We start from the raw sequence: 21286 nt of genomic DNA, 5'->3' as shown, positions 1-21286 counted from the left end.
GGTGAACCGGGCAGTCATGTTGCGGTTCGCCGCGTGCGGCGCTATCGGACTCGGAGCCGCCCTACTGATCGCCGCCCTGCTGCTGTCGACCTATACCACCAGCAGGATCGCTGAGATCCCACTCGATATCGATGCCACGTTGATCAGCGACGGCACTGGAACGGCACTCGACTCGGCGTCGCTAGCCACCGAGCACATCGTGGTCAACCAGGACGTGCCGCTGGTGTCCCAACAGCAAGTCACCGTCGAATCGCCCGCCAACGCCGACGTGGTCACACTTCAGGTCGGATCCTCGCTCCGGCGCACCGACAAGCAGAAGGACAGCGGGCTGCTGCTGGCGATCGTCGACACGGTCACCCTCAACCGCAAGACGGCGATGGCTGTCTCCGACGACACCCACACCGGCGGCGCCGTCCAGAAACCGCGGGGCCTCAATGACGAGAACCCGCCGACGGCCATTCCGCTGCGGCACGACGGGCTGTCTTACCGGTTCCCGTTTCACACCGAGAAGAAGACATACCCCTATTTCGACCCCATCGCACAGAAAGCGTTTGACGCCAACTACGAAGGCGAGGAGGACGTCAACGGTTTAACCACATACCGCTTCACGCAGAACGTCGGCTACACCCCCGAGGGGAAGCTGGTGGCTCCCCTCAAATACCCGTCGCTGTACGCCGGCGACGAGGACGGCAAAGTCACCACATCAGCGGCGATGTGGGGGCTACCCGGTGATCCGAACGAGCAAATCACCATGACCCGCTATTACGCGGCGCAGCGAACATTCTGGGTGGACCCGGTGTCCGGCACCATCGTCAAAGAAACCGAACGCGCCAACCACTACTTCGCTCGTGACCCACTCAAACCCGAGGTCACGTTTGCCGACTACCAGGTCACCTCCACCGAAGAGACGGTCGAATCCCAGGTCAACGCGGCTCGCGACGAGCGCGACCGGCTGGCGCTGTGGTCGCGGGTGCTGCCGATTACATTCACCGCGGCCGGCTTGGTCGCGCTGGTCGGCGGTGGTCTGTTCGCGTCGTTTAGCCTTCGGACCGAAGGTGCGCTGATGGCTGCCAGCGGGGATCGGGACGACCACGATTACCGCCGCGGCGGCTTCGAAGAACCGGTGCCTGGAGCGGAGGCTGAGACCGAGAAACTGCCCACGCAGCGCCCCGACTTCCCGCGCGAGCCGAGTGGCTCGGATCCGCCCCGACTCGGTTCGGCGCAGCCGCCCCCACCGCCGGACGCGGGGCATCCCGACCCCGGCCCGCCCGAGCGGCGCTAATCAGGCGACGTGCGCTGGTTCCGACCGGGGTACGCGCTGGTCTTGGTGCTGCTGTTGGCCGCGCCGCTACTGCGGCCCGGATACCTACTGCTGCGCGATGCAGTGTCCACACCACGGTCGTATGTGTCGGCCAACGCCCTAGGGCTGACATCGGCGCCCCGGGCGACTCCGCAGGACTTCGCGGTCGCTTTGGCGTCACACCTCGTCGACGGCGGCGTCGTGGTGAAAGCGCTGCTGCTGCTGGGGCTTTGGCTGGCGGGCTGGGGCGCGGCCCGACTGGTCGCAACGGCACTACCCGCAGCGGGGGCAGCCGGCCAGTTTGTCGCGATCACGCTGGCGATCTGGAATCCCTATGTGGCCGAACGACTTTTGCAGGGCCATTGGAGCCTGCTGGTCGGCTATGGGTGTCTGCCCTGGGTTGCGACGGCGATGTTAACGATGCGAACAACGGTTGGCGCGGGTTGGTTCGGGCTTTTTGGGCTGGCGTTCTGGGTTGCGCTGGCCGGCCTGACCCCGTCCGGGCTGCTACTCGCCGCGACAGTTGCGGTGGTGTGCGTGGCGATGCCCGGCGCGGGCCGCCCGCGCTGGCAATGTGGGGTCGCGGCGTTGGGCTCCGCGCTGGTGGGTGCGCTGCCCTGGCTGACGGCGTCGGCGCTGGGCTCGTCGTTGACCAGCCACACGGCAGCCAATCAGCTTGGGGTTACCGCGTTCGCGCCACGCGCCGAACCGGGGCTGGGCACGCTTGGCAGCTTGGCCAGTCTCGGTGGGATCTGGAACGGCGAGGCCGTACCTAGCTCGCGGACAACGCTTTTCGCAGTGGCATCCGCCGTCGTACTACTCGCCATGGTGGCGATCGGACTACCGACTGTGGCGCGCCGGCCCGTGGCAGTGCCGCTGCTGACACTAGCGGCGGTGTCCGTGATGGTCCCGGCTGTCCTTGCGACCGGCCCAGGTCTGCACGCGCTACGGGTGGTGGTCGATGCCGCACCCGGCCTGGGCGTGCTGCGCGACGGACAGAAGTGGGTCGCGCTGGCGGTACCCGGATACACACTCTCCGGTGCGGGCACGGTGCTAACGCTGCGACGCTGGCTGCGACCGGCAACGGCGGCGGTGGTCTGCTGTCTGGCGCTGGTCCTAACGCTGCCTGACTTGGCGTGGGGGGTGTGGGGCAAGGTTGCGCCTGTGCACTACCCGTCCGGTTGGGCGGCGGTGGCAGCGGCGATCAATGCCGATCCCCGGACGGTTGCGGTCTTGCCCGCGGGCACCATGCGGCGCTTCTCGTGGTCCGGTTCGGCACCGGTACTCGATCCGCTCCCCCGTTGGGTTCGCGCCGATGTGCTGACCACAGGTGATCTGGTCATTTCCGGGGTGACCGTTCCCGGCGAAGACGCGCACGCCCGGGCGGTCCAGGAGCTGCTGCTCACCGGGCCCCATCCGTCAACCTTGGCCGCGGCCGGCGTCGGGTGGCTGGTCGTCGAATCCGACAGCGCCGGCGACATGGGCGCGGCCGCACGCACCCTCGGCCGGCTAGCAGCGGCGCACCGCGACGACGAATTGGCTCTTTATCGGGTCGGCGGCCAAACCTCCGGTGCATCGTCGGCCCGCCTCAAAGCGACAATGCTCGCGCATTGGGCGTGGCTTTCGATGCTGCTGGTCGGCGGCGCTGGCGCGGCCGGCTATTGGGTGCGCCGACACTTACACCACTGCGAAGACACGCCGGCGAGCCGCGCCCAGGATTAAGTCTGTCGAAGCCGGCTCAAACCACGCCGCTGACAAAACGGCTGGCCTGCACTGCCTCCAACACGCTGCGCAGCGCTTCGGCGCTTTGCCGCCAGGAGAACTCACCGCTACGCGCCTGTGCCTTGGCGCCGAGTTGGTCACGCAGCACCGAATCGGACAGCAGTTGTTCGAGCCAAGCCACCAATTCGGCCCGGTCGTCGACCAATATGCCGGTCACCCCGTCGACGATCGAGTCCGCCAAACCACCGGAGGATCTGTACCCGATGGTGGGCACGCCGTGCTGGGCCGCCTCGATGACCGCGAGCCCCCATCCCTCTTTACGTGAGGGCAACAAGTGCACCCAGGAGCTTTGCAGCACATGGTGTTTGGTCACATCGTCGACATGCCCGTGAAAGGTAACGGCGTCAGCAATGTCGAGCCGGTGCACATGGTCAACGAGGCGCTGCCGCCACCAGCCACCGCCGACGATGTCTAGGTGCAGGCCCGGTATCCGAGGCTGTAGCTCCGCGACCGCTGCCAACGCGTCCTCGATCTGCTTGTGCGGCACCAGCCGGGAGAGCACCACCACACGCGGCGTGGGCGCACGTGGGCCGGACAACGTTGGCGACGGCGCCTCGTCGAGGCCGTTGCGCACCACAGCGATCCGCTCGCTGTCCACACCGAGGGCGATCAGATCCCGCGCCGACGGCAGCGACACCGTCACGTACTGGTTGCGCCGGTGTAGCCGTGGCGACAACATCGACTCGACATACCAGCCGAGCCGACCCATCATCCGCCCGGCCACCGGCCACTGCTCACGGTGGCAATGGTGTACCAGTACCAGCGACCGCCGGCCATACAACAGCCGGGCCACAAACGGCCAGCCGTTTTGGGTATCAACGACCACATCCGGGCGCACTCGGCGCAGCGGCCCAAGCCCACATCGGGCTGCGGCCATCGCCAGCAACGCCCATAGATACACCGAGTAGCGCCCGCCGGCACGACTGATCCGCACCCCGTCGACCAGTTCATGCCGTGGCGCACCGGGATAGCGAGCGGTGCGCAACGTGACTGCAATGCCCGATGCGGCCAACTGAGCCCCGATGCGTTGCAGATAGGCTTCGCTCCCGCCCCCCTGGGGGTGCCCGATGTCGCGCCAGCACAGCAGCAACACCGAGCGCAGAGCAGACATTGGTCGATAGCCTAGCGGGCCGTAGGGTGTGCCAGGTGGCGGTCACCGATGTGTTCGCGCGACGGGCGACACTGCGGCGCTCGCTGCGACTGCTGGCAGACTTCCGCTACGAGCAGCGCGACCCGGCACGGTTCTATCGCACACTGGCGGCCGACACCGCAGCAATGATCGGCGATCTGTGGCTGGCCACACATGGCGAGCCGCCAGTTGGCCGTACGCTGCTCGACGTTGGCGGCGGGCCGGGGTATTTCGCGACGGCGTTCTCCGACGCCGGTGTCGGCTACATCGGCGTCGAGCCGGACCCTGATGAAATGCATGCCGCCGGACCTGCGTTCACCGGCCGGCCCGGCATGTTCGTCCGGGCGTCAGGCATGGCACTGCCGTTCGCCGACGACTCGGTAGACATCTGCTTGTCCTCCAATGTCGCCGAACACGTGCCGCGCCCCTGGCAGCTTGGCACCGAGATGCTGCGGGTGACCAAGCCAGGCGGGTTGGTCGTGCTGTCCTACACGGTTTGGCTGGGGCCATTCGGCGGGCACGAGATGGGCCTCAGCCACTACCTCGGCGGCGCCCGCGCCGCCGCCCGATATGTCCGCAAACACGGCCATCCGGCAAAAAACAACTATGGGTCGTCGTTGTTTGCCGTGTCCGCCGCCGAGGGTCTGCGCTGGGCTGCCGGCACCGGAGCAGCGTTAGCCGCATTTCCCCGCTACCACCCCAGATGGGCGTGGTGGCTGACATCCGTCCCGGTGCTGCGTGAGTTCCTGGTGAGCAATCTGGTATTGGTGCTCACACCCTAATAATGGAACACGTTCTCGTTTCGCGTTCGGCTTGGGTAGGGTGACGCCATGACCGCCGGCGACGATGCCGAGCGCAGCGATGAGGAGGAGCGGCGCATATGTCTGACAGTGCCACGGAATACGACAAGCTTTTCATCGGCGGCAAGTGGACCAAACCGTCGACCTCCGATGTTATCGAGGTACGCTGCCCAGCCACTGGGGAATATGTCGGCAAGGTGCCGATGGCGGCCGCCGCCGACGTCGACGCCGCGGTCGCCGCAGCACGTGCGGCGTTCGACAACGGCCCCTGGCCCTCGACCCCGCCGCACGAGCGTGCGGCGGTGATCGCTGCGGCGGTCAAGATGCTGGCTGAGCGCAAGGACCTGTTCACCAAGCTGCTCGCAGCCGAAACCGGCCAGCCGCCGACCATCATCGAGACGATGCACTGGATGGGTTCGATGGGGGCGATGAACTACTTTGCCGGTGCAGCGGACAAGGTCACCTGGACCGAAACCCGCACCGGCTCCTATGGACAGAGCATTGTCAGCCGTGAGCCGGTCGGTGTGGTGGGCGCGATCGTGGCCTGGAACGTCCCGCTGTTTCTGGCCGTCAACAAGATTGCGCCGGCGCTGCTGGCCGGCTGCACCATCGTGCTCAAGCCCGCCGCCGAAACACCGCTGACCGCAAACGCTTTGGCGGAGGTGTTCGCCGAGGTGGGCCTGCCCGAGGGGGTGTTGTCGGTAGTGCCGGGAGGGATTGAGACCGGGCAGGCGCTGACGTCTAACCCGGACATCGACATGTTTACCTTCACCGGCAGCTCGGCCGTCGGCCGAGAGGTCGGCAGGCGTGCCGCTGAGATGCTCAAGCCGTGCACCTTAGAACTCGGCGGCAAGTCGGCGGCCATCATTCTCGAGGACGTCGACCTGGCCGCAGCTATTCCGATGATGGTGTTCTCCGGCGTCATGAACGCCGGACAGGGCTGCGTCAACCAGACCCGCATTCTGGCTCCGCGCTCCCGGTACGACGAAATCGTGGCTGCGGTAACTAATTTCGTAACGGCTCTCCCGGTGGGCCCGCCGTCGGACCCGGCAGCTCAGATCGGGCCGCTGATCTCGGAGAAGCAGCGGACTCGCGTTGAAGGCTACATCGCCAAGGGCATCGAGGAGGGCGCTCGGTTGGTGTGCGGCGGCGGCCGTCCCGAGGGCTTGGACAACGGCTTCTTTATCCAACCCACCGTATTCGCCGATGTCGACAACAAGATGACCATCGCACAGGAGGAGATCTTCGGGCCGGTGCTGGCCATCATTCCTTATGACACCGAGGAGGACGCGATCGCGATCGCCAACGATTCAGTGTATGGGCTGGCGGGCAGCGTGTGGACCACCGACGTGCCCAAAGGCATCAAGATCTCGCAGCAGATCCGCACCGGGACATACGGAATCAACTGGTACGCCTTCGATCCCGGCTCACCCTTCGGCGGCTACAAGAACTCCGGAATCGGCCGCGAGAACGGGCCCGAGGGTGTCGAACACTTCACCCAGCAAAAGAGTGTCCTGCTGCCGATGGGCTACACCGTCGCGTAGCTGGGCTAGGTGCCCGTCCAACGGGGCCGGCGCCTCTCGGCGAACGCGATCGCACCTTCCTTCGCGTCGTTGGAGGTGAACACCGGCACCAGGATCTTCATCTGCTCAGCGAACATAGTGTCGGGACTCCACCCACGCGACTCGGTGATAATCCGCTTGGTGGCCACCACCGCCAGCGGCCCATTGGCGGTGATCTTCTCCGCCAACGCGATCGCAGCATCGAGGGCGGTCCCCGGCTCGGCCAAAACGTTGACGAGCCCCAGCTCGTGCGCGCGTTCGGCCGGTAGGTTGTCACCGGTCAGCGCCAACTCCATGGCTATCGCATACGGGATGCGCTCCGGCAACCGCAGCAATCCCCCGCCGCCGGCAACCAGACCCCGCTTGACTTCAGGAATCCCGAACGCCGAATCCCTGGCCGCCACGATCAGGTCGGCAGCAAGCGCCAGCTCGGTGCCACCCGCCAACGCGTAGCCTTCCACCGCAGCAATGAGCGGCTTGGTCGGCGGACGTTCGGTAAAGCCAAGGCCGCGACCTTCGACGACGACATTCTCGCCCCGGGCGAACGCCTTGAGGTCCATGCCCGCGCAGAACGAACCGCCCGCACCGGTCAGGATTGCCACCGACAGGCCGGCATCGCCGTCCAGCTGATCCATCGCATCGGCCAAGCCCCGGCTGACTGCGGCGTTGACCGCGTTCTTGGCTTTCGGGCGGTTGATCGTGATGATCAAAATCCGATCCCGCTGTTCGACCAGAACCTCAGGTTCGGTGTTGGCTGCGTCGCTTTCGCTGCTCATACTGGCCTCATACTCGTCCGGTGTTTCGTGTCATGCCTGCGCCATCGCGGACTCGACGACTGTCAACTCCACGGAAAGACCAGCGGCGCGGCGTATTTCGATGAAGTCCGCGATCATTCCCGCGGTTACTTCATGCGGGTCCTGCACGGTGGAACCATCGGTTAACACCGAGATATTGAGCTGATCGACATAACTCCACACCGTGATATTCAATCCGCTACCGGCGGTCAACGGGCCCACCGAATAGATCTCGGTGACCAGCGCGGCCCCCACGCGGCCGCGTTCGCGCGGACCGGGAACATTCGAGATATTCAAGTTGAGTACCTTGTTCTGCCCGTCGCGCTCAGACAACCACCGGAACAAGGCTTCTGCACCGGCAGGTGGCCAGTAAGCCGCCCAGCGGCTGATCAACTCCGGTCCCAAAAGCTGGTGGCTCTCCTTGGCGGAGACCGCGTTTTCGTGACAGACGCGCACCCGCTGCAACGGGTCGTCGGAGTCGGCAGGCAGCGCCACCAGCATTCCGGTGAAGCGGTTACCGGAGATCCGCTCCGGTGAGAAGTCGTAACTCACCGGGACCGACGCCAGCAGCGGTTCGGCCTTGCCGTCATAGCGCAATAGCAGGGTACGCAGAGCGCCGGTCGACATGGCCAGCACCATGTCGTTGATCGTCGCCCCCAGCAACTTGGCCGTCGCCTTCACGTCAATCAGCGCCAGGGTGGCGGTGGCGAACCTGCGCTCCGGGGTGAGCCGGTGATTCATGAACGTCGGTGGTGGGGTAAATGGCATGGTCAGTGCGGGTGAGAGCTTGCGCGAGCTACGTCGCACCCGGCCTAGACCCTGCGTGGTGTACCGGATGGTTGCAGGAATCCGGCCGAGGTGGCGCAAGTGGTCGATGAACGCCGCGGACAGCAACTGCCGCTTGGTAGGAGCGGGGTCAGGCACATAGCGGCCGACCTCCGGTCCCGGCAGCAGATCCATCCCCCGTGCCATCATGTTTGCCGAGGCAACACCGTCAGCCAACGCATGGTGAATTTTGGCAACCACCGCGATCCGGTGGTTGGCAAGCCCCTCAACGAAGTACATCTCCCACAGCGGGTGGTCGCGGTTCAGCGGGGTGCTGGCGATTTCTCCGACCGCCTCGTCGAGTTCGCGCCGACCCCCCGGGGCGCGCAACCGCCACGGCCGGATGTGGTAGTTGAGATCGACCTGGCAGTGCTCCCGCCACATCGGGTGATGGAACTTCAACGGGACATCAACCAGCTGATAGCCCAATGGCTCAAGCTTATGCAGCCGGCCAGCGATCACCTCGCGAAACGCGTCGACACCGAATTCCTGTCTGCCCGAATCCAATTCGATCACGGCGACCTTGAGTGTGTGCATGTGCACATTCGGGGTCTCGCTGTAAAGCAGTACCGCGTCCCAGCCGCTGAGCCGTTTCACCGCAGCCCCCTACTCATAGGGCGACCATACAATTGGCCGGCGTTTAGATGACCTCTTTCGCGAACTGTGCCCGGCTGCGATGAACCTGGTTGAGAAACAGCGCGATCGCGTGTGCCGTCGGGCCGGTGCGAGCGCCGTCTAGCAGGTCGAAGCCGTGGCCCGCACCGGGCAGCTCCAGGTAGCCAACCTGTGAGCGGGAGACCGCTCGTAACCGCTCGACAAAGCTCCGCGCCTGCTCAACCGGGATGACACAGTCACGGCTGCCATGAATCACCAGGAATGGCGGTGCATTTCTGGTGACTCGTTGGATCGGCGACGCGTCACGGAACACTTCGGGGTGACGATCAATCGTGCGCTGAACCACCACCCGCTCCAGAAAATCGACGAACCGGGCACGTTCCGGGGTGGAGCGGTCCTCCCAGTCGTAGCGGCCGTAAATCCCCACCACCGCGTCGACCGACGTGTCGGAGCCCTCTGGCAGCTCGGCCTGATATTGCGGGTCGTTGGCGGTGAGCCCGGCCAGCGCGGACAAGTGGCCGCCGGCCGAACAACCAGCCACCGCAATGAAATTGCGGTCACCGCCGAATTTGTCGACATTGGCCCGTGCCCACGCGATGGCGGTCTTGACATCCAGGATGTGTCGTGGCCAGCGGTGATGCGGTGCGACCCGGTAGTCGATCGATAGGCACACCCACCCCTGTGCGGCCAGCCGAGACAGCACCGCATACCCCTGGATGGCGCGACTGCCGTGCACCCAGGCACCGCCTGGGACGAAGATCAACACCGGCGCGGGTTTGGTGGGCATATCTTTGCGGCGCCATACGTCGAGCAACTGGGCCGGGTCGTCGCCGTAGAGGACGCGACGGCGGTGGACGTAACGGCGGTGGCGCAGCGCCCCGCAGACCGGCGGCGTGCGCTCCGGCGCCGGCCATTCGACGGCAAGGTCGTCGGGCGAAACGATGCCGCGTAAGGCCGCGACGGAAACCTCCTGCGTGCTGGCACGATCTCGACGGCGAACCTCGTTGATACCGGGGGTCAGTAAATCCTTCGCCGTCGCGGACAAGAAATCGGATGCGTGCCGGGCGCCCCAGACGCCGATGGCAGTAACGCCGCCGAGCGGCTTGAGGTGCTTACCCACCACCGGTAGCGAACCCCCGGCGACACTCAAGGCCAGCATATAGTCAGCGGGACGGGCACGTAGCAACCATCTGATGTAGGCCACACCGGTTGACCCGGCGGCGCGTCGCTGGTTCATGGTGGGAGCCTACTCCTCGTCGATCGCGTCGACCCGCGAACACCCCGCTCGGCGCCGCCTCACGTGCGCCACCACCAGCCGAATGGCGTAAGCGGCCGCGCTGATCCCGAACGCGACCGCGGTGAGCAGCAACCACCTGCCCAGAAATGGTTCCTGCGTCTGTCCGGTCGCATCCAGGTATGTCGGCGCACCCTGTCTGATGATGCCGGGCAGGAAAACCAGCAGCGTCAAGCCGGCTGCCAGCGCCGGGATCCGAATGTAGTTGCGTACCGGTAGTTCCGGGCGGCGGCGGGGCGCCGAGACGTCGCGCCTGCCGACTAGCCTGGCCAGGATCCGGTCGGCCAGCGCGTAGAGCGGGTACAACAGCAGGTCGTGGGCTACGACGGCGGCGACAAACCAGACCGCGATCGACTGACACCAGGTGGCCTGGTTCCACAGTGCCGAGGGCCTGGCGGTGGCCACGATGTAGCCCAGCAGGGCGAAGCCAGACACCATCGCCAGCAGGTGCAATGGACCTGACCCGTAGGAGTTTTTGAAACGCGTTGCAATGTCGAACATTTCACCTCTTGTGGAATTCGATGCCAGCGACCCATTTCGTGTTGTGCACACCGGGCAGTGCGGGAACGATGATGCGGGCCGGGTAGCCATGATCCAGCGACAGATCCGCCCCGTCGACCCGCAACGCCAGCAGCGCATCGGGGTCGGCGATCTGGTTTGCCGCCAGCTTCGCCTCGCCGAACGCCCCGCCGCGCTGCAGCGATGTAACCCGTGCCGAGCGCGCCGCCGGCACGCCCGCCAGCAGCGCCAGCTCGGCCAGCGGCACGCCGCTCCAGGTGCGCACGGCCGACCACCCTTCGACGCAGGCCAGCGGCAGCCGGGCGGTGCGTTGCGGCAGGCCGGCCAGCGTGGCGCGATCCAGCACTACTTCCGCAGGCCCGCCACGCAGCACCAGCCGCCAGTCGGGGCCAATGGCCTCCGCGGTGATCCCGGCGGCGGCGGCGGTCTTGTTGACCGGGAAGTCGCCCGGGCTCACGACACGGCCCCGGGGCAGCAGCAGGGCGGCCTTGCGGGTGAACCCGCCCAGGGTTTGCCCAACCGTCAGCACCCCGATCAGCAGCACCCCGGCACCGACCAATCCCAGGGCACCGCGTCTGCTTAGCGTGGCCTCGCCCGGATTGACCGACACCAGCCCGTCCGGATCGCACGGCTGCGCCCGGGTGTCAGCCACGTTGGTACCCAACACTTCTCGCATCGGTATCGATCGCAACCCGGTGACCATGTGGGGGATCTTGACCACGATATGCAACAGGAAACCCGCAATGAAGACCCAAGCCCCAAAATAGTGGCCGGTGTAGAAGCTGAACCCGAAGATGTAGTCATACTGAATGTTGAGCACGCCGGTGACGATCTGGAACAGGATCCCACCGACCAGCATCAGCACCGACAACCGTTCGAGCACCTGGGCAATCGAGCGCGCCGGCGGCCACACAAACAGCCGCGGTATCACCGACCACAACTTGGCCAGCACCACGGGAATGATCACCAGCCCCAGCCCCACATGCAGCCCCTGGGTCAACCGGTACAGCCAGGACGGACGGGTGGGCCAGGTGAAAGCGGGGAGTCGCAGCCAGCCGACGTCACCGGGGATGGCCTGGCCCAGCTGCGGCGCATAGGCGATATAAGAAAGTAGCCCGGTGATGATGACGAAAGGCAACGCCACCAATAGCACCAGGCCGAACACCGACGTCAACCACGGACCACGCAACGGGCTGCGAAACCGGGTGAGCCGGTGCAACGCCGGCGGTGGATGCCGCTGCAGCCAGCGCCACAGCCCGGCGGGAAAACCGTAGGCATCCTCGGCTTCCGCCCCTCTTGCTGGATCACTCATCAGGCCACCATCCCGATCCTCGTTCGACTAACCGCAGCCTGCCAAAGCCATCGCTGTACCGAGGCGAAATTGCGCCGACGCATACTGGACCGGTGTCCGGCAACGAAGTCCACCCCGACCTGCGTCGCATCGCCGTCGTCACCCCACGACAGCTGGTCGGTCCTCGCACCCTGCCAGTCATGCGGGCATTGATCGTCGTCGCGGGGCTTCGAATGTCCCGTACACCCCCCGATATCGAGGTGCTCACCCTGGAATCCGGGGTCGGTGTCCGGCTATACCGACCCGCCGGCAGCAACGAACCAGCGCCCGCGCTGCTGTGGATCCACGCCGGCGGATACGTAATGGGCACCGCGCAACAGGACGATCGGCTCTGCCTCCGGTTCAGCAGCAGACTGGGCATCACTGTCGCATCGGTGGACTACCGCCTGGCGCCGGAAAATCCGTATCCTGCCGCCCTGGGCGACTGCTACTCGGCGTTGACCTGGCTGGCCAGCCTGCCGGCGGTGGACCCCGCGCGGGTGGCAATCGGCGGCGCTAGTGCCGGCGGCGGCCTCGCGGCGGCGCTGGCTCTGCTTGCCCGCGACCGTGGCGGCATCACACCGGCATTTCAGTTGCTGGTGTACCCCATGCTCGACGACCGGACGTCGATCGCCCCCGCCAACCCGCACTACCGGCTATGGAACGGGCGCGCCAACCGGTTCGGCTGGCGGGCATATCTTGGCGATGCGGACGCACGGGTCGCGGTCCCGGGACGGCGTGACGACCTAGGAGGGCTGGCGCCGGCATGGATCGGCGTCGGCACCCACGACCTGCTCCACGACGAGGATCTGGCCTATGCCGAACGTCTGACAGCAGCCGGGGTGCCATGCCAGGTAGAAGTAGTCGAAGGCGCCTTCCACGGTTTCGATCGTGTGGCCCCGAATGTTGGGGTCTCACAAAGGTTCTTCACTAGTCAGTGCAACAGTTTGCGTGCCGCGCTGGCCCTTAGTAACCGAACCTAGAATTGCAAGGCGCTAAAACGCCAGTCGAGCACCTGCCGATCGGGCTCACTCGCCGAATCGCTGACCGCGTAGACCAGTGACCGCAGTCCCAGCACACCCCCGTCTGCGTGGGCCTGCGCAGACTCGATATGCAGCTCGCTGTAGAGGGTGTCGCCCTCGTGTACCGGAGCGGTGTGGTCGCAGGATTCCCAGTCCAGGACGGTCGCCAGGTTAGGCAATAGCCGGGTTGCCTGCGCGAGTGCCAGTCCGATGGTATGCCCGCCGTAGACCAGCCGTCGTCCGCTGACCCGCCAATCATGGTGCGTAGCAGCGATATTGAGGGTGAGCCGAGCCAGCTCCGGCGCTCCACTGACCAGGTCTGCGGTGCTATGCAACACCGCACCGGCAATACCGGCATCGAAGTGCGGCCCGGGAACCCGCTTTCGGAAAACCGCACCGTCCCAGTGTGCGGTTGGATCGGCGGCCGGCGCCGGCGCGTCGGCACCGATCCTGGACAAGTCGTCACCTGGCACAGCGCCGGGTTTCCAATCGGGGCTGGCGGGCAGCATGGCGCACCGGTAGAAATCGAGCACCAACCGATCGGTCCGGTCGATCGTGGTCATCCGCAGCCCCGCCAATCCGGTTGGCGCACGGCCCGGTTTGGGCGAGTTGGCTCGCAGCCCCACCACCTCGGTACGGGTGTAGAGGGTGTCGCCCACTGCCGGAAATCGGTGAAACCTGAGCCCGCGGTAGAACAGGTTGGCTTTGACCCGCTGAGTCGCCAAAGTTGACTGGCCGATCGCCACATCGCAAACCAGGCCCGGATGCGCCAGCGGCCCCGGCATACCCGTCACCGCCGCACACAGGTCGGAGTCCAGAGCCAGGCGTAGCCGGTTACCCACGATCGACTGATGGGCGGCCGCCAGCCCCAGCGACAGTGTGACCCCCGGCGCCCAGTCGAACACCTGACCTTTTGACAGGTCATCGAAATAGGGCCCGCCGACGCGGATGCCCCCATACCCGCTAGCCACAACGCCACATGCTGGCAGGCTATCGGACAGGGGGTCAATACGGAGGGCGACAAAAGGTGCGCAACGAGCTCAACGACGACGAAGCGATGCTGGTCGCCACCGTGCGGGCATTCATCGACCGAGACGTGAAGCCAACCGTCCGTGAGGTCGAGCATGCCAATAGCTACCCGGAGGCGTGGATCGAGCAGATGAAACACATCGGCATCTACGGCCTGGCGATCGACGAACAGTACGGCGGGTCGCCGGTGTCGATGCCGTGCTATGTGCAAGTCACCCAGGAGCTGGCACGCGGCTGGATGAGCCTGGCCGGCGCGATGGGCGGGCACACCGTCGTCGCCAAATTGCTGACCCTGTTTGGCACCGAGGAACAGCGGCGGACATATCTGCCCCCGATGGCCAGTGGCGAGCTGCGGGCCACCATGGCGCTAACCGAGCCCGGCGGTGGCTCGGATCTGCAGAACATGTCGACCACGGCGTTGGCCGACGGCCCTGAAGGCTCTGCCGGGTTGTTGATCAACGGCTGCAAGACGTGGATCAGCAACGCCCGCCGGTCCGGACTTTTCGCGGTGCTGTGCAAGACCGACCCGAACGCCACACCGCGGCACCAAGGCATGTCGATCGTGCTCGTCGAACCCGGGCCGGGACTCACGGTGTCGCGGGACTTGCCGAAGTTGGGTTACAAGGGCGTCGAATCCTGCGAGCTGTCGTTCGACAACCTCCGGGTGCCGGTCTCGGCGATCCTGGGCGGAGCCATGGGTCAAGGCTTTTCGCAGATGATGAAGGGACTTGAAACGGGTCGCATCCAAGTGGCCGCGCGGGCGCTGGGCGTGGCGACGGCGGCACTCGAGGACTCGCTGGCCTACGCTCAGCAACGGGAAAGCTTTGGCCGACCGATCTGGCAGCATCAGGCGGTCGGCAATTACCTGGCCGACATGGCGACCAAGCTCACAGCGGCCCGTCAGCTGACCCGCTATGCCGCCGAGCGGTACGACAGCGGCCAACGCTGCGATATGGAGGCCGGGATGGCCAAGTTGTTCGCCTCCGAGGTCGCGATGGAAATCGCCCTAAACGCCGTGCGTATCCACGGCGGCTACGGCTACTCGACCGAGTACGACGTGGAACGGTACTTCCGCGACGCACCCTTGATGATCCTCGGTGAAGGCACCAACGAGATCCAGCGCAACGTGATAGCCGGACAACTGGTGGCCCGGGGCGGGATATAGCCGGTGTCTGGGTGGACAGGTCGGGCCCCCGGCAGCATCGGTCACACCGAGTATTTTTCGACCAGCCCGCTCTTGTAGAGCTTTCCGGTGTCGGTGCGCGGCAATTGCGGTTCGAACGCGATCGACCTTGGACACTTGAAGTGTGACAAGCGGTCTCGTAACCAGGCTAATAGCTCGCCGGCGAACTGATCGTTGGCATCGGCGGAGTCGACGGTTTGCACCGCGGCCATGACACGTTGACCCATCTCGTCGTCGGGAACGCCGAACACCGCCGCGTCGAGCACCTTGGGGTGGGCGACCAAGAGGTTCTCCGCCTCCTGCGGGTAGATGTTCACGCCGCCGGAGATGATCATGTGGTGGCGCCGGCCGGTCAGGAACAAGTAGCCGTCGTCGTCGAGATAGCCGACGTCGCCGACGGTTACCCAGCCGTGCTTGTTGCGCGACGCCGCGGTTTTCGCCGGATCGTTGAGGTATTCGAAGGGGTACCCGCCCTCGAAATAGATTTCGCCCGGCTGGTTCGGCGGCAGCTCGCTGCCGTCGGCGCCCACGATGTGCACCCCGCCCTGTATGGGCTTGCCGACCGAACCCGGATGCGTCAACCAATCCTCGGCTGTGATCAACGTCGACCCGCTGGCTTCCGAGGAGGCGTAGTACTCGTCGATGATCGGTCCCCACCAGTGAATCATCTGCTCCTTGATCTGGACTGGACATGGAGCGGCCGCGTGGATCACTCGCCTAAGGCTGGACATGTCATACGAATTACGAACTGCTTCAGGGAGTTTCAGCATCCGGACGAACATGGCCGGGACGAATTGCGCGTGGGTCACCCGGTAGCGCTGGATGGCGTCGAGGGCGCCCTCGGCGTCGAACTTCTCCATCACGACGGTGGTGACGCCCGCGGCCAGTGCGCTCATCGTCCACACTGACGGAGCGGTGTGGTACATCGGCGCGGGACTCAGATATACCGAGTCGGCGTCCATCCAGAAATCGAGCAGTGCCGGCATCATCCCGGGTGCCGCATCCGGTGAGACGTGTGGCAATTCGCGTTTGATTCCCTTCGGTCGGCCAGTCGTTCCCGACGAGTACTGCAGCAGGTCACCCTCGCGTTCGTCCTCGATCGGGGTGTCTGGTTGATCGGCAACGCATTCCGGGTAGGTCATCCAGCCGACCAGACCGCCCCCGGCAAGCATCAGCAGGTCCGGCAGCCCGCCCGGAAGGTGTTCGGCCAGGCCGTGGCAGGTCTCGCGCAGCGCCGCCGAACCGACAATTGCTTTGGCACCGCTGTTGTCGACGATGTAGGCGGCCTCGGAGGCGGTCAGGTGGGTATTGATCGGCACGTAGTACAACCCGCTGCGGCGAGCCGCCCACATGACCGCGTGCACGTGCTCGTTGTTCTCCATCAGGATGGCCACGACGTCGTCCTCGCGCAGACCAGCCTGGCGGAACCAATGCGCCAACCGGTTGGCGCGGGCCTCCAACTCGTCGAAGCTGATGACCGTCCCGGACGGATACAGGATGACGGCGGGCTTATCGGCGCCGATATACGGGCGAATCTGCATGCGCCGAGGGTACGTCGCGGCCCGGCGACCAGAGCCGCAGGGCGCAATTCCGCCCATCACCAGCCGAAATCGTTTGTAAAGTTCTCCACGTGGCAACTCTTCTGGTCAATCCTCCAGGCGTCCGTCAAGACGGGCTGTCGTACGTTGACGGACTCAAGCTTGGAGATCCGTGGCTGTATTGCTCCATGCCCATGGAGCACCTCGGGATGATGTCGATCAAGGCATACGCCAAGACCCAAGGGATCGCAGTCACCTCCGTCAACGGCCTGGTCGCCGGCCACGGGTCCGTGCAGGAGACGTGGCTGGCCATGCAAAGCGCCGCCGCCTTATCAGGAACGCCCCGGCTTGTCGGCTTTTCCTGCATCGACACATTTCCGGAGGTGTTGTGGTTGGCGCAGCGCGCGAGACAGGCCTGGGATGGCGTGCGCATCGTCATCGGGAATGCGATGGCAACACTGAACTACGAGCGCATCCTGCGCCAGCATGACTGTTTCGACTACGTCGTCGTTGGCGACGGGGAGGTAGCGTTCACCAAGCTGGCCTTGGCCCTGGCGAATGACGCTGCGGTTGACGACGTCCCGGGACTAGCCCGCCGTAGTGAGCAGGGACAGATCCTGCGCACACCCTCCTCGCTGGTCGACCTTGACGAGTTGCCTCGCCCGGCTCGCGACGAGTTGCCGACCGTCCTTGCTGATGGCTTCGCCGCCTCCGTCTTTTCCACCCGCGGATGCCCCTACCGCTGCACGTTCTGCGGCACCGGGGCCATGTCCGCGATGCTAGGGAAGGACAGCTACCGGGCGAAGTCGGTTGACGCGGTCGTCGACGAGATCGATTATCTGGTGTCGGACTACGACGTCAACTTCCTATCCATCACCGACGACCTGTTTATCTCCAAACACCCCGGTTCGCAGCAACGCGCCGCTGACTTTGCCAACGCGGTACTCAGGAGGGGGATCAGCGTCAACTTCATGGTCGATATCCGGCTGGACTCCGTTGTCGATCTGGACTTGTTCAAACATCTGCACAGGGCGGGCCTGCGTCGGGTATTCATCGGCGTGGAGACTGGGTCCTACGAGCAACTGCGCGCCTACCGCAAGCAGATCCTCACTCGTGGACAAGATGCCGCCGACACGATCAACGCCCTGCAACAGCTCGGCATTGACGTTATCCCGGGCACCATTATGTTTCACCCCACCGTGCAGCCCGACGAGCTACGCGAAACAGTCCGCCTGCTGCGGGCAACAAAGTATACGGTCGGCTTCAAGTTCATGAGCCGGATCGTCCCCTATCCGGGAACGCCGTTGTACCAAGCGTACTCGGACGCGGGTTATCTCACCGCGAAATGGCCCCTCGGTCAGTGGGAATTCGTCGACCCAGAGGCCTCCCGGGTCTACGCCGACGTCGTAGCCAAGGTCGCTCCTGACGTCGGAATCAGCTTCGATGAGGCTGAGGCGTACTTTCTTTCGCGGCTGGACGAGTGGGAGAATGTCATCGCCGGCCGAATCGCTGAGGCGACGTCGTGACACACGGAATGGTGCTCGGCAAGTTCATGCCGCCCCATGCGGGACACGTCTACCTTTGCGAGTTCGCGCGGCGATGGGTGGATGAGCTGACCATCGTCGTCGGATCAACGGCAGCAGAGCCGATTCCGGGCGCCCAGCGCGTTGCATGGATGCGGGAGCTGTTCCCCTTCGATCGCGTGGTCCATCTGGCCAACGAGAACCCGCAGCGCCCGTGGGAGCACCCGGACTTCTGGGACATCTGGAAGGCGAGCCTGCAGGGCGTGCTGGCAACCCGCCCCGACTTCGTCTTCGGTGCCGAGCCCTACAACGCGGACTTTGCCCAGATCCTCGGAGCGCGTTTCGTGGCGGTCGATCACGGTCGCACCGTCGTTCCCGTGACTGCAACCGACATCCGCGCGGACCCGCTTGGCCACTGGCAACACATCCCACGGTGCGTGCGGCCGGCCTTCGTCAAACGCGTGAGCATCATCGGACCCGAATCCACCGGGAAGACCACGCTGGCACAGGCGGTTGCGGAAAAGCTCCGAACGAAGTGGGTCCCGGAGCGGGCGAAAATGTTGCGGGAGCTCAATGGCGGCTCACTGATAGGACTGGAGTGGGCCGAAATCGTTCGCGGACAGATCGCGTCGGAGGAAGCCTTGGCTCGTGACGCCGATCGCGTCCTGATCTGCGACACGGATCCGCTCGCGACGACCGTGTGGGCCGAGTTCCTGGCGGGCGGCTGCCCGCAAGAGCTCCGTGATCTAGCTCGGCGTCCCTACGATCTCACACTGCTCACCACGCCCGATGTGCCCTGGGACGCCGACGACGGACGCTGTGTCCCCGGCGCACGCGGTACCTTTTTCGCCCGCTGCGAGCAGGCTCTCCGCGCCGCGGGACGATCATTCGTGGTGATCACGGGCGGTTGGGAAGAGAGGCTTTCGGTGTCTTTGCGCGCTGTCGAAGAACTTGTGCGTGCCCGCCGCTAACGAGCGCGAGCAGACACTAAAGCCCTCGACACGCCGTGCGTGCGGGGGCTTATGCGTCTGCTCGCCCTAACCTAGGCGCTCCTTCAGGGCGTCGAACTCATCTTTGACACCGGTCGGCAGCTTCTCGCCGACGAACTGCAGCCATTCTTCGATCAGCGGCAGTTCCTGACGCCATTCATCGGCATCGACTGCCAGCGCCGCGGCTACATCGGCGGCGTCGACGTCCAGTCCGTCCAGGTCCAAGTCCTCCACGGCGGGAACGGTGCCGATCGGGGTGGTCGCACCGCCGGCCTTGTGCTCGATGCGATCGACGATCCACTTCAGCACCCGGCTGTTCTCGCCGAAGCCCGGCCACAGGAAGCGACCGTCGTCACCGCGACGGAACCAGTTGACGAAGAACACCTTGGGCAGCTTGGACTCATCGGCGTGCTTGCCCAGGTTGATCCAGTGCTGGAAGTAGTCCCCAACGTTGTAGCCCAAAAACGGCAGCATGGCCATCGGGTCGCGGCGCACATTGCCGACCTTGCCCTCGGCCGCGGCGGTCTGCTCGCTACCCAGGGTCGCACCGATGAACACCCCGTGCTGCCAGTCGCGCGCCTCGGTGACCAGCGGAACCGTGGTCTTGCGGCGGCCGCCGAACAGGATCCCCGAGATCGGGACGCCCTGCGGGTCATCCCACTCGGGGGCCAGGATCGGGCACTGCGACATCGGTGTGCAGTACCGGGAGTTCGGGTGTGCCGCATTGGTTTCCGTCTCGCGGAAGTACCAGTCGTTGCCCTTCCAGTCGATCAGGTGCTGCGGGTCGCCTTCCAGGCCCTCCCACCACACGTCGCCGTCGTCGGTGAGTGCGACATTGGTGAACACCGTGTTGCCGGCGGCAATGGTGCGCATGGCGTTAGGGTTCGACTTCCAGTTGGTGCCCGGCGCCACCCCGAAGAAGCCGAATTCCGGGTTGACGGCGTACAGGCGACCGTCCTTGCCAAATCGCATCCATGCGATGTCGTCTCCGAGTGTCTCCGCACGCCAGCCGGGGATGGTTGGCTGCAGCATCGCCAGGTTGGTCTTGCCACACGCCGACGGGAATGCGGCCGCGAAGTAGTAAGCCTTGTTCTCCGGCGAAATCAGCTTGAGGATCAGCATGTGCTCGGCCAGCCAGCCCTCATCGTGGGCCATCGCCGACGCGATACGCAGTGAGTAGCACTTCTTGCCCAGCAACGCGTTGCCGCCGTAGCCCGAGCCGTAGCTCCAGATCTCCCGGGTCTCCGGGAAGTGGGTGATGTACTTGGTTTCGCTGCAGGGCCAGGCCACGTCCTTTTGGCCCGATTCCAGCGGCGCGCCGACCGAGTGCAGCGCCTTGACAAAGAAACCGTCGTCGCCCATTTTCTCCAGCGCGGCCTTGCCCATCCGGGTCATGGTGCGCATGGAGACGACGACGTACTCGGAGTCGGTGATCTCCACACCAAGTTTGGGGTCCTCGGCGCCCAGCGGTCCCATACAGAACGGCACCACATACATGGTGCGCCCGCGCATGCAACCCCGGTACAGGTCTTTCATGATGGACCGCATTTCGCCGGGATCCATCCAGTTGTTGGTGGGGCCGGCGTCGATCTCTTTCGCCGAGCAGATGTACGTCCGCGACTCCACCCGCGCGACATCGGACGGATCCGACAATGCCAGGTAGGAGTTCTTGTGCTTCTCGGGGTTGAGCCTGATGAACGTGCCGGCCTCGACTAGCTGATCGCAGAGCCGCTGGAACTCTTCTTCCGAGCCGTCAGTGAAGACCACCCGGTCCGGCTGGGTGAGCTCGGCGACCTCTTCGACCCAGGACAGCAACCCCTGGTGATTCGTCGGCGCGGTATCCAGACCGGGGATGGTCGCTGAGGTCATCGAATTCTCCTGCGTAGTTATCGGGTGCTCGCGGTTACGTATGGGTTAGGTATGCCCGTCTTGGTGGCGAGGCTGATACGGCCGCTCACCTAGTGAGACACTTTTTATCCAGGTTATCGCCCAGAACTTGTCAGGGAAGACTTGGGCGGGTATAAGCCTGCTCACAACAACGATTCAGAAGCT

At 65.1% G+C, this 21286-nt stretch carries 17 protein-coding genes; 8 read left to right on the top strand and 9 right to left on the bottom strand.

Features of this window, described 5'->3' with window-relative positions:
• Position 1: 1 nt before the first annotated feature.
• Together MCAN_RS01230 and MCAN_RS01225 are read left to right on the top strand one after the other, a co-directional pair.
• Positions 2-1282 carry a DUF3068 domain-containing protein gene (locus tag MCAN_RS01230; protein WP_016719572.1) on the top strand — a complete coding sequence of 427 codons (1281 nt, stop codon included), beginning with the start codon at positions 2-4 and terminating at the stop codon, positions 1280-1282.
• Between the two features lie 9 nt (positions 1283-1291).
• Positions 1292-3022 carry a hypothetical protein gene (locus tag MCAN_RS01225; protein WP_003401250.1) on the top strand — a complete coding sequence of 577 codons (1731 nt, stop codon included), beginning with the start codon at positions 1292-1294 and terminating at the stop codon, positions 3020-3022.
• A 16-nt stretch (positions 3023-3038) separates the two neighbouring features.
• Here MCAN_RS01225 and MCAN_RS01220 read toward each other — a convergent pair whose 3' ends face one another.
• Complete coding sequence (locus MCAN_RS01220) at positions 3039-4193, bottom strand: glycosyltransferase family 4 protein (RefSeq protein ID WP_003401246.1); 1155 nt, start codon at positions 4191-4193, stop codon at positions 3039-3041.
• A gap of 35 nt (positions 4194-4228) precedes the next feature.
• On the opposite strand from MCAN_RS01220, the gene MCAN_RS01215 reads away from it, so the two are divergent.
• Both MCAN_RS01215 and MCAN_RS01210 read left to right on the top strand, forming a co-directional pair.
• Positions 4229-4993, top strand: coding sequence for a class I SAM-dependent methyltransferase (locus MCAN_RS01215; protein ID WP_014000124.1), 765 nt, complete (start codon positions 4229-4231; stop codon positions 4991-4993).
• Positions 4994-5091: 98 nt separating this feature from the next.
• Positions 5092-6555, top strand: a complete 1464-nt coding sequence (locus MCAN_RS01210) for an aldehyde dehydrogenase (protein WP_003899865.1) — start codon at positions 5092-5094, stop codon at positions 6553-6555.
• A 5-nt stretch (positions 6556-6560) separates the two neighbouring features.
• On the opposite strand, the gene MCAN_RS01205 is transcribed toward MCAN_RS01210, so the two are convergent.
• Genes MCAN_RS01205 through MCAN_RS01185 form a run of 5 tightly spaced genes read right to left on the bottom strand, consistent with a single transcriptional unit; the run spans position 6561 to position 11932 of the window.
• The gene (locus MCAN_RS01205) at positions 6561-7349 is read right to left on the bottom strand and encodes a crotonase/enoyl-CoA hydratase family protein (RefSeq protein WP_014000123.1); all 789 of its coding nucleotides are present in this window, start codon (positions 7347-7349) and stop codon (positions 6561-6563) included.
• Positions 7350-7379: 30 nt separating this feature from the next.
• Positions 7380-8789 (bottom strand): WS/DGAT/MGAT family O-acyltransferase, encoded by a 1410-nt coding sequence (locus tag MCAN_RS01200; protein ID WP_014000122.1) that lies wholly within the window; start codon positions 8787-8789, stop codon positions 7380-7382.
• A gap of 43 nt (positions 8790-8832) precedes the next feature.
• Positions 8833-10044 carry an esterase LipC gene (gene lipC / locus MCAN_RS01195; protein ID WP_003899863.1) on the bottom strand — a complete coding sequence of 404 codons (1212 nt, stop codon included), beginning with the start codon at positions 10042-10044 and terminating at the stop codon, positions 8833-8835.
• A 9-nt stretch (positions 10045-10053) separates the two neighbouring features.
• Positions 10054-10602 (bottom strand): hypothetical protein, encoded by a 549-nt coding sequence (locus MCAN_RS01190; protein WP_014000121.1) that lies wholly within the window; start codon positions 10600-10602, stop codon positions 10054-10056.
• Position 10603: 1 nt separating this feature from the next.
• The gene (locus tag MCAN_RS01185; protein ID WP_003901829.1) at positions 10604-11932 is read right to left on the bottom strand and encodes a molybdopterin-dependent oxidoreductase; all 1329 of its coding nucleotides are present in this window, start codon (positions 11930-11932) and stop codon (positions 10604-10606) included.
• Positions 11933-12024: 92 nt separating this feature from the next.
• Here MCAN_RS01185 and MCAN_RS01180 point away from each other — a divergent pair, with 92 nt between their 5' ends.
• A complete protein-coding gene (locus MCAN_RS01180; protein ID WP_003401227.1) occupies positions 12025-12933 on the top strand; it encodes an alpha/beta hydrolase in 909 nt (302 codons plus the stop codon).
• Here the strand turns inward: MCAN_RS01180 and MCAN_RS01175 are convergent.
• Entirely contained in the window at positions 12930-13943 is a 1014-nt protein-coding gene (locus MCAN_RS01175; RefSeq protein WP_003401224.1) for a MaoC family dehydratase, read from the bottom strand. The genes MCAN_RS01180 and MCAN_RS01175 overlap by 4 nt on opposite strands.
• A gap of 8 nt (positions 13944-13951) precedes the next feature.
• Here MCAN_RS01175 and MCAN_RS01170 point away from each other — a divergent pair, with 8 nt between their 5' ends.
• Positions 13952-15166, top strand: a complete 1215-nt coding sequence (locus MCAN_RS01170; RefSeq protein WP_044109340.1) for an acyl-CoA dehydrogenase family protein — start codon at positions 13952-13954, stop codon at positions 15164-15166.
• A 41-nt stretch (positions 15167-15207) separates the two neighbouring features.
• On the opposite strand, the gene fadD4 is transcribed toward MCAN_RS01170, so the two are convergent.
• On the bottom strand, positions 15208-16725 hold the full coding sequence (gene fadD4 / locus MCAN_RS01165) for a fatty-acid--CoA ligase FadD4 (protein WP_003911098.1): 1518 nt from the start codon (positions 16723-16725) through the stop codon (positions 15208-15210).
• Positions 16726-16814: 89 nt separating this feature from the next.
• Here fadD4 and MCAN_RS01160 point away from each other — a divergent pair, with 89 nt between their 5' ends.
• Together MCAN_RS01160 and MCAN_RS01155 are read left to right on the top strand one after the other, a co-directional pair.
• Positions 16815-18248 carry a B12-binding domain-containing radical SAM protein gene (locus MCAN_RS01160; RefSeq protein WP_003911129.1) on the top strand — a complete coding sequence of 478 codons (1434 nt, stop codon included), beginning with the start codon at positions 16815-16817 and terminating at the stop codon, positions 18246-18248.
• Positions 18245-19216: a nicotinamide-nucleotide adenylyltransferase gene (locus tag MCAN_RS01155; RefSeq protein ID WP_014000120.1), complete on the top strand. Its 972-nt coding sequence runs from the start codon at positions 18245-18247 to the stop codon at positions 19214-19216. Before MCAN_RS01160 ends, MCAN_RS01155 begins: the two co-directional genes overlap by 4 nt.
• 66 nt (positions 19217-19282) lie before the next feature.
• Here MCAN_RS01155 and MCAN_RS01150 read toward each other — a convergent pair whose 3' ends face one another.
• Positions 19283-21103: a phosphoenolpyruvate carboxykinase (GTP) gene (locus MCAN_RS01150; RefSeq protein WP_014000119.1), complete on the bottom strand. Its 1821-nt coding sequence runs from the start codon at positions 21101-21103 to the stop codon at positions 19283-19285.
• Positions 21104-21286 lie beyond the last annotated feature (183 nt).

Source organism: Mycobacterium canetti CIPT 140010059, from assembly GCF_000253375.1.
Classification (GTDB): domain Bacteria; phylum Actinomycetota; class Actinomycetes; order Mycobacteriales; family Mycobacteriaceae; genus Mycobacterium; species Mycobacterium tuberculosis.
Note: the sequence above shows the minus strand (reverse complement) of the source record. Positions and strands in the feature narration are given on the sequence as shown.

Coding starts and splice junctions, on each gene's coding strand:
- MCAN_RS01220 (WP_003401246.1), bottom strand. CDS start 4,193: ATGTCTGCTCTGCGCTCGGTGTTGCTGCTGTGCTGGCGCGACATCGGG.
- MCAN_RS01210 (WP_003899865.1), top strand. CDS start 5,092: ATGTCTGACAGTGCCACGGAATACGACAAGCTTTTCATCGGCGGCAAG.
- MCAN_RS01205 (WP_014000123.1), bottom strand. CDS start 7,349: ATGAGCAGCGAAAGCGACGCAGCCAACACCGAACCTGAGGTTCTGGTC.
- lipC (WP_003899863.1), bottom strand. CDS start 10,044: ATGAACCAGCGACGCGCCGCCGGGTCAACCGGTGTGGCCTACATCAGA.
- MCAN_RS01190 (WP_014000121.1), bottom strand. CDS start 10,602: ATGTTCGACATTGCAACGCGTTTCAAAAACTCCTACGGGTCAGGTCCA.
- MCAN_RS01185 (WP_003901829.1), bottom strand. CDS start 11,932: ATGAGTGATCCAGCAAGAGGGGCGGAAGCCGAGGATGCCTACGGTTTT.
- MCAN_RS01170 (WP_044109340.1), top strand. CDS start 13,952: ATGCTGGCAGGCTATCGGACAGGGGGTCAATACGGAGGGCGACAAAAG.
- fadD4 (WP_003911098.1), bottom strand. CDS start 16,725: ATGCAGATTCGCCCGTATATCGGCGCCGATAAGCCCGCCGTCATCCTG.
- MCAN_RS01150 (WP_014000119.1), bottom strand. CDS start 21,103: ATGACCTCAGCGACCATCCCCGGTCTGGATACCGCGCCGACGAATCAC.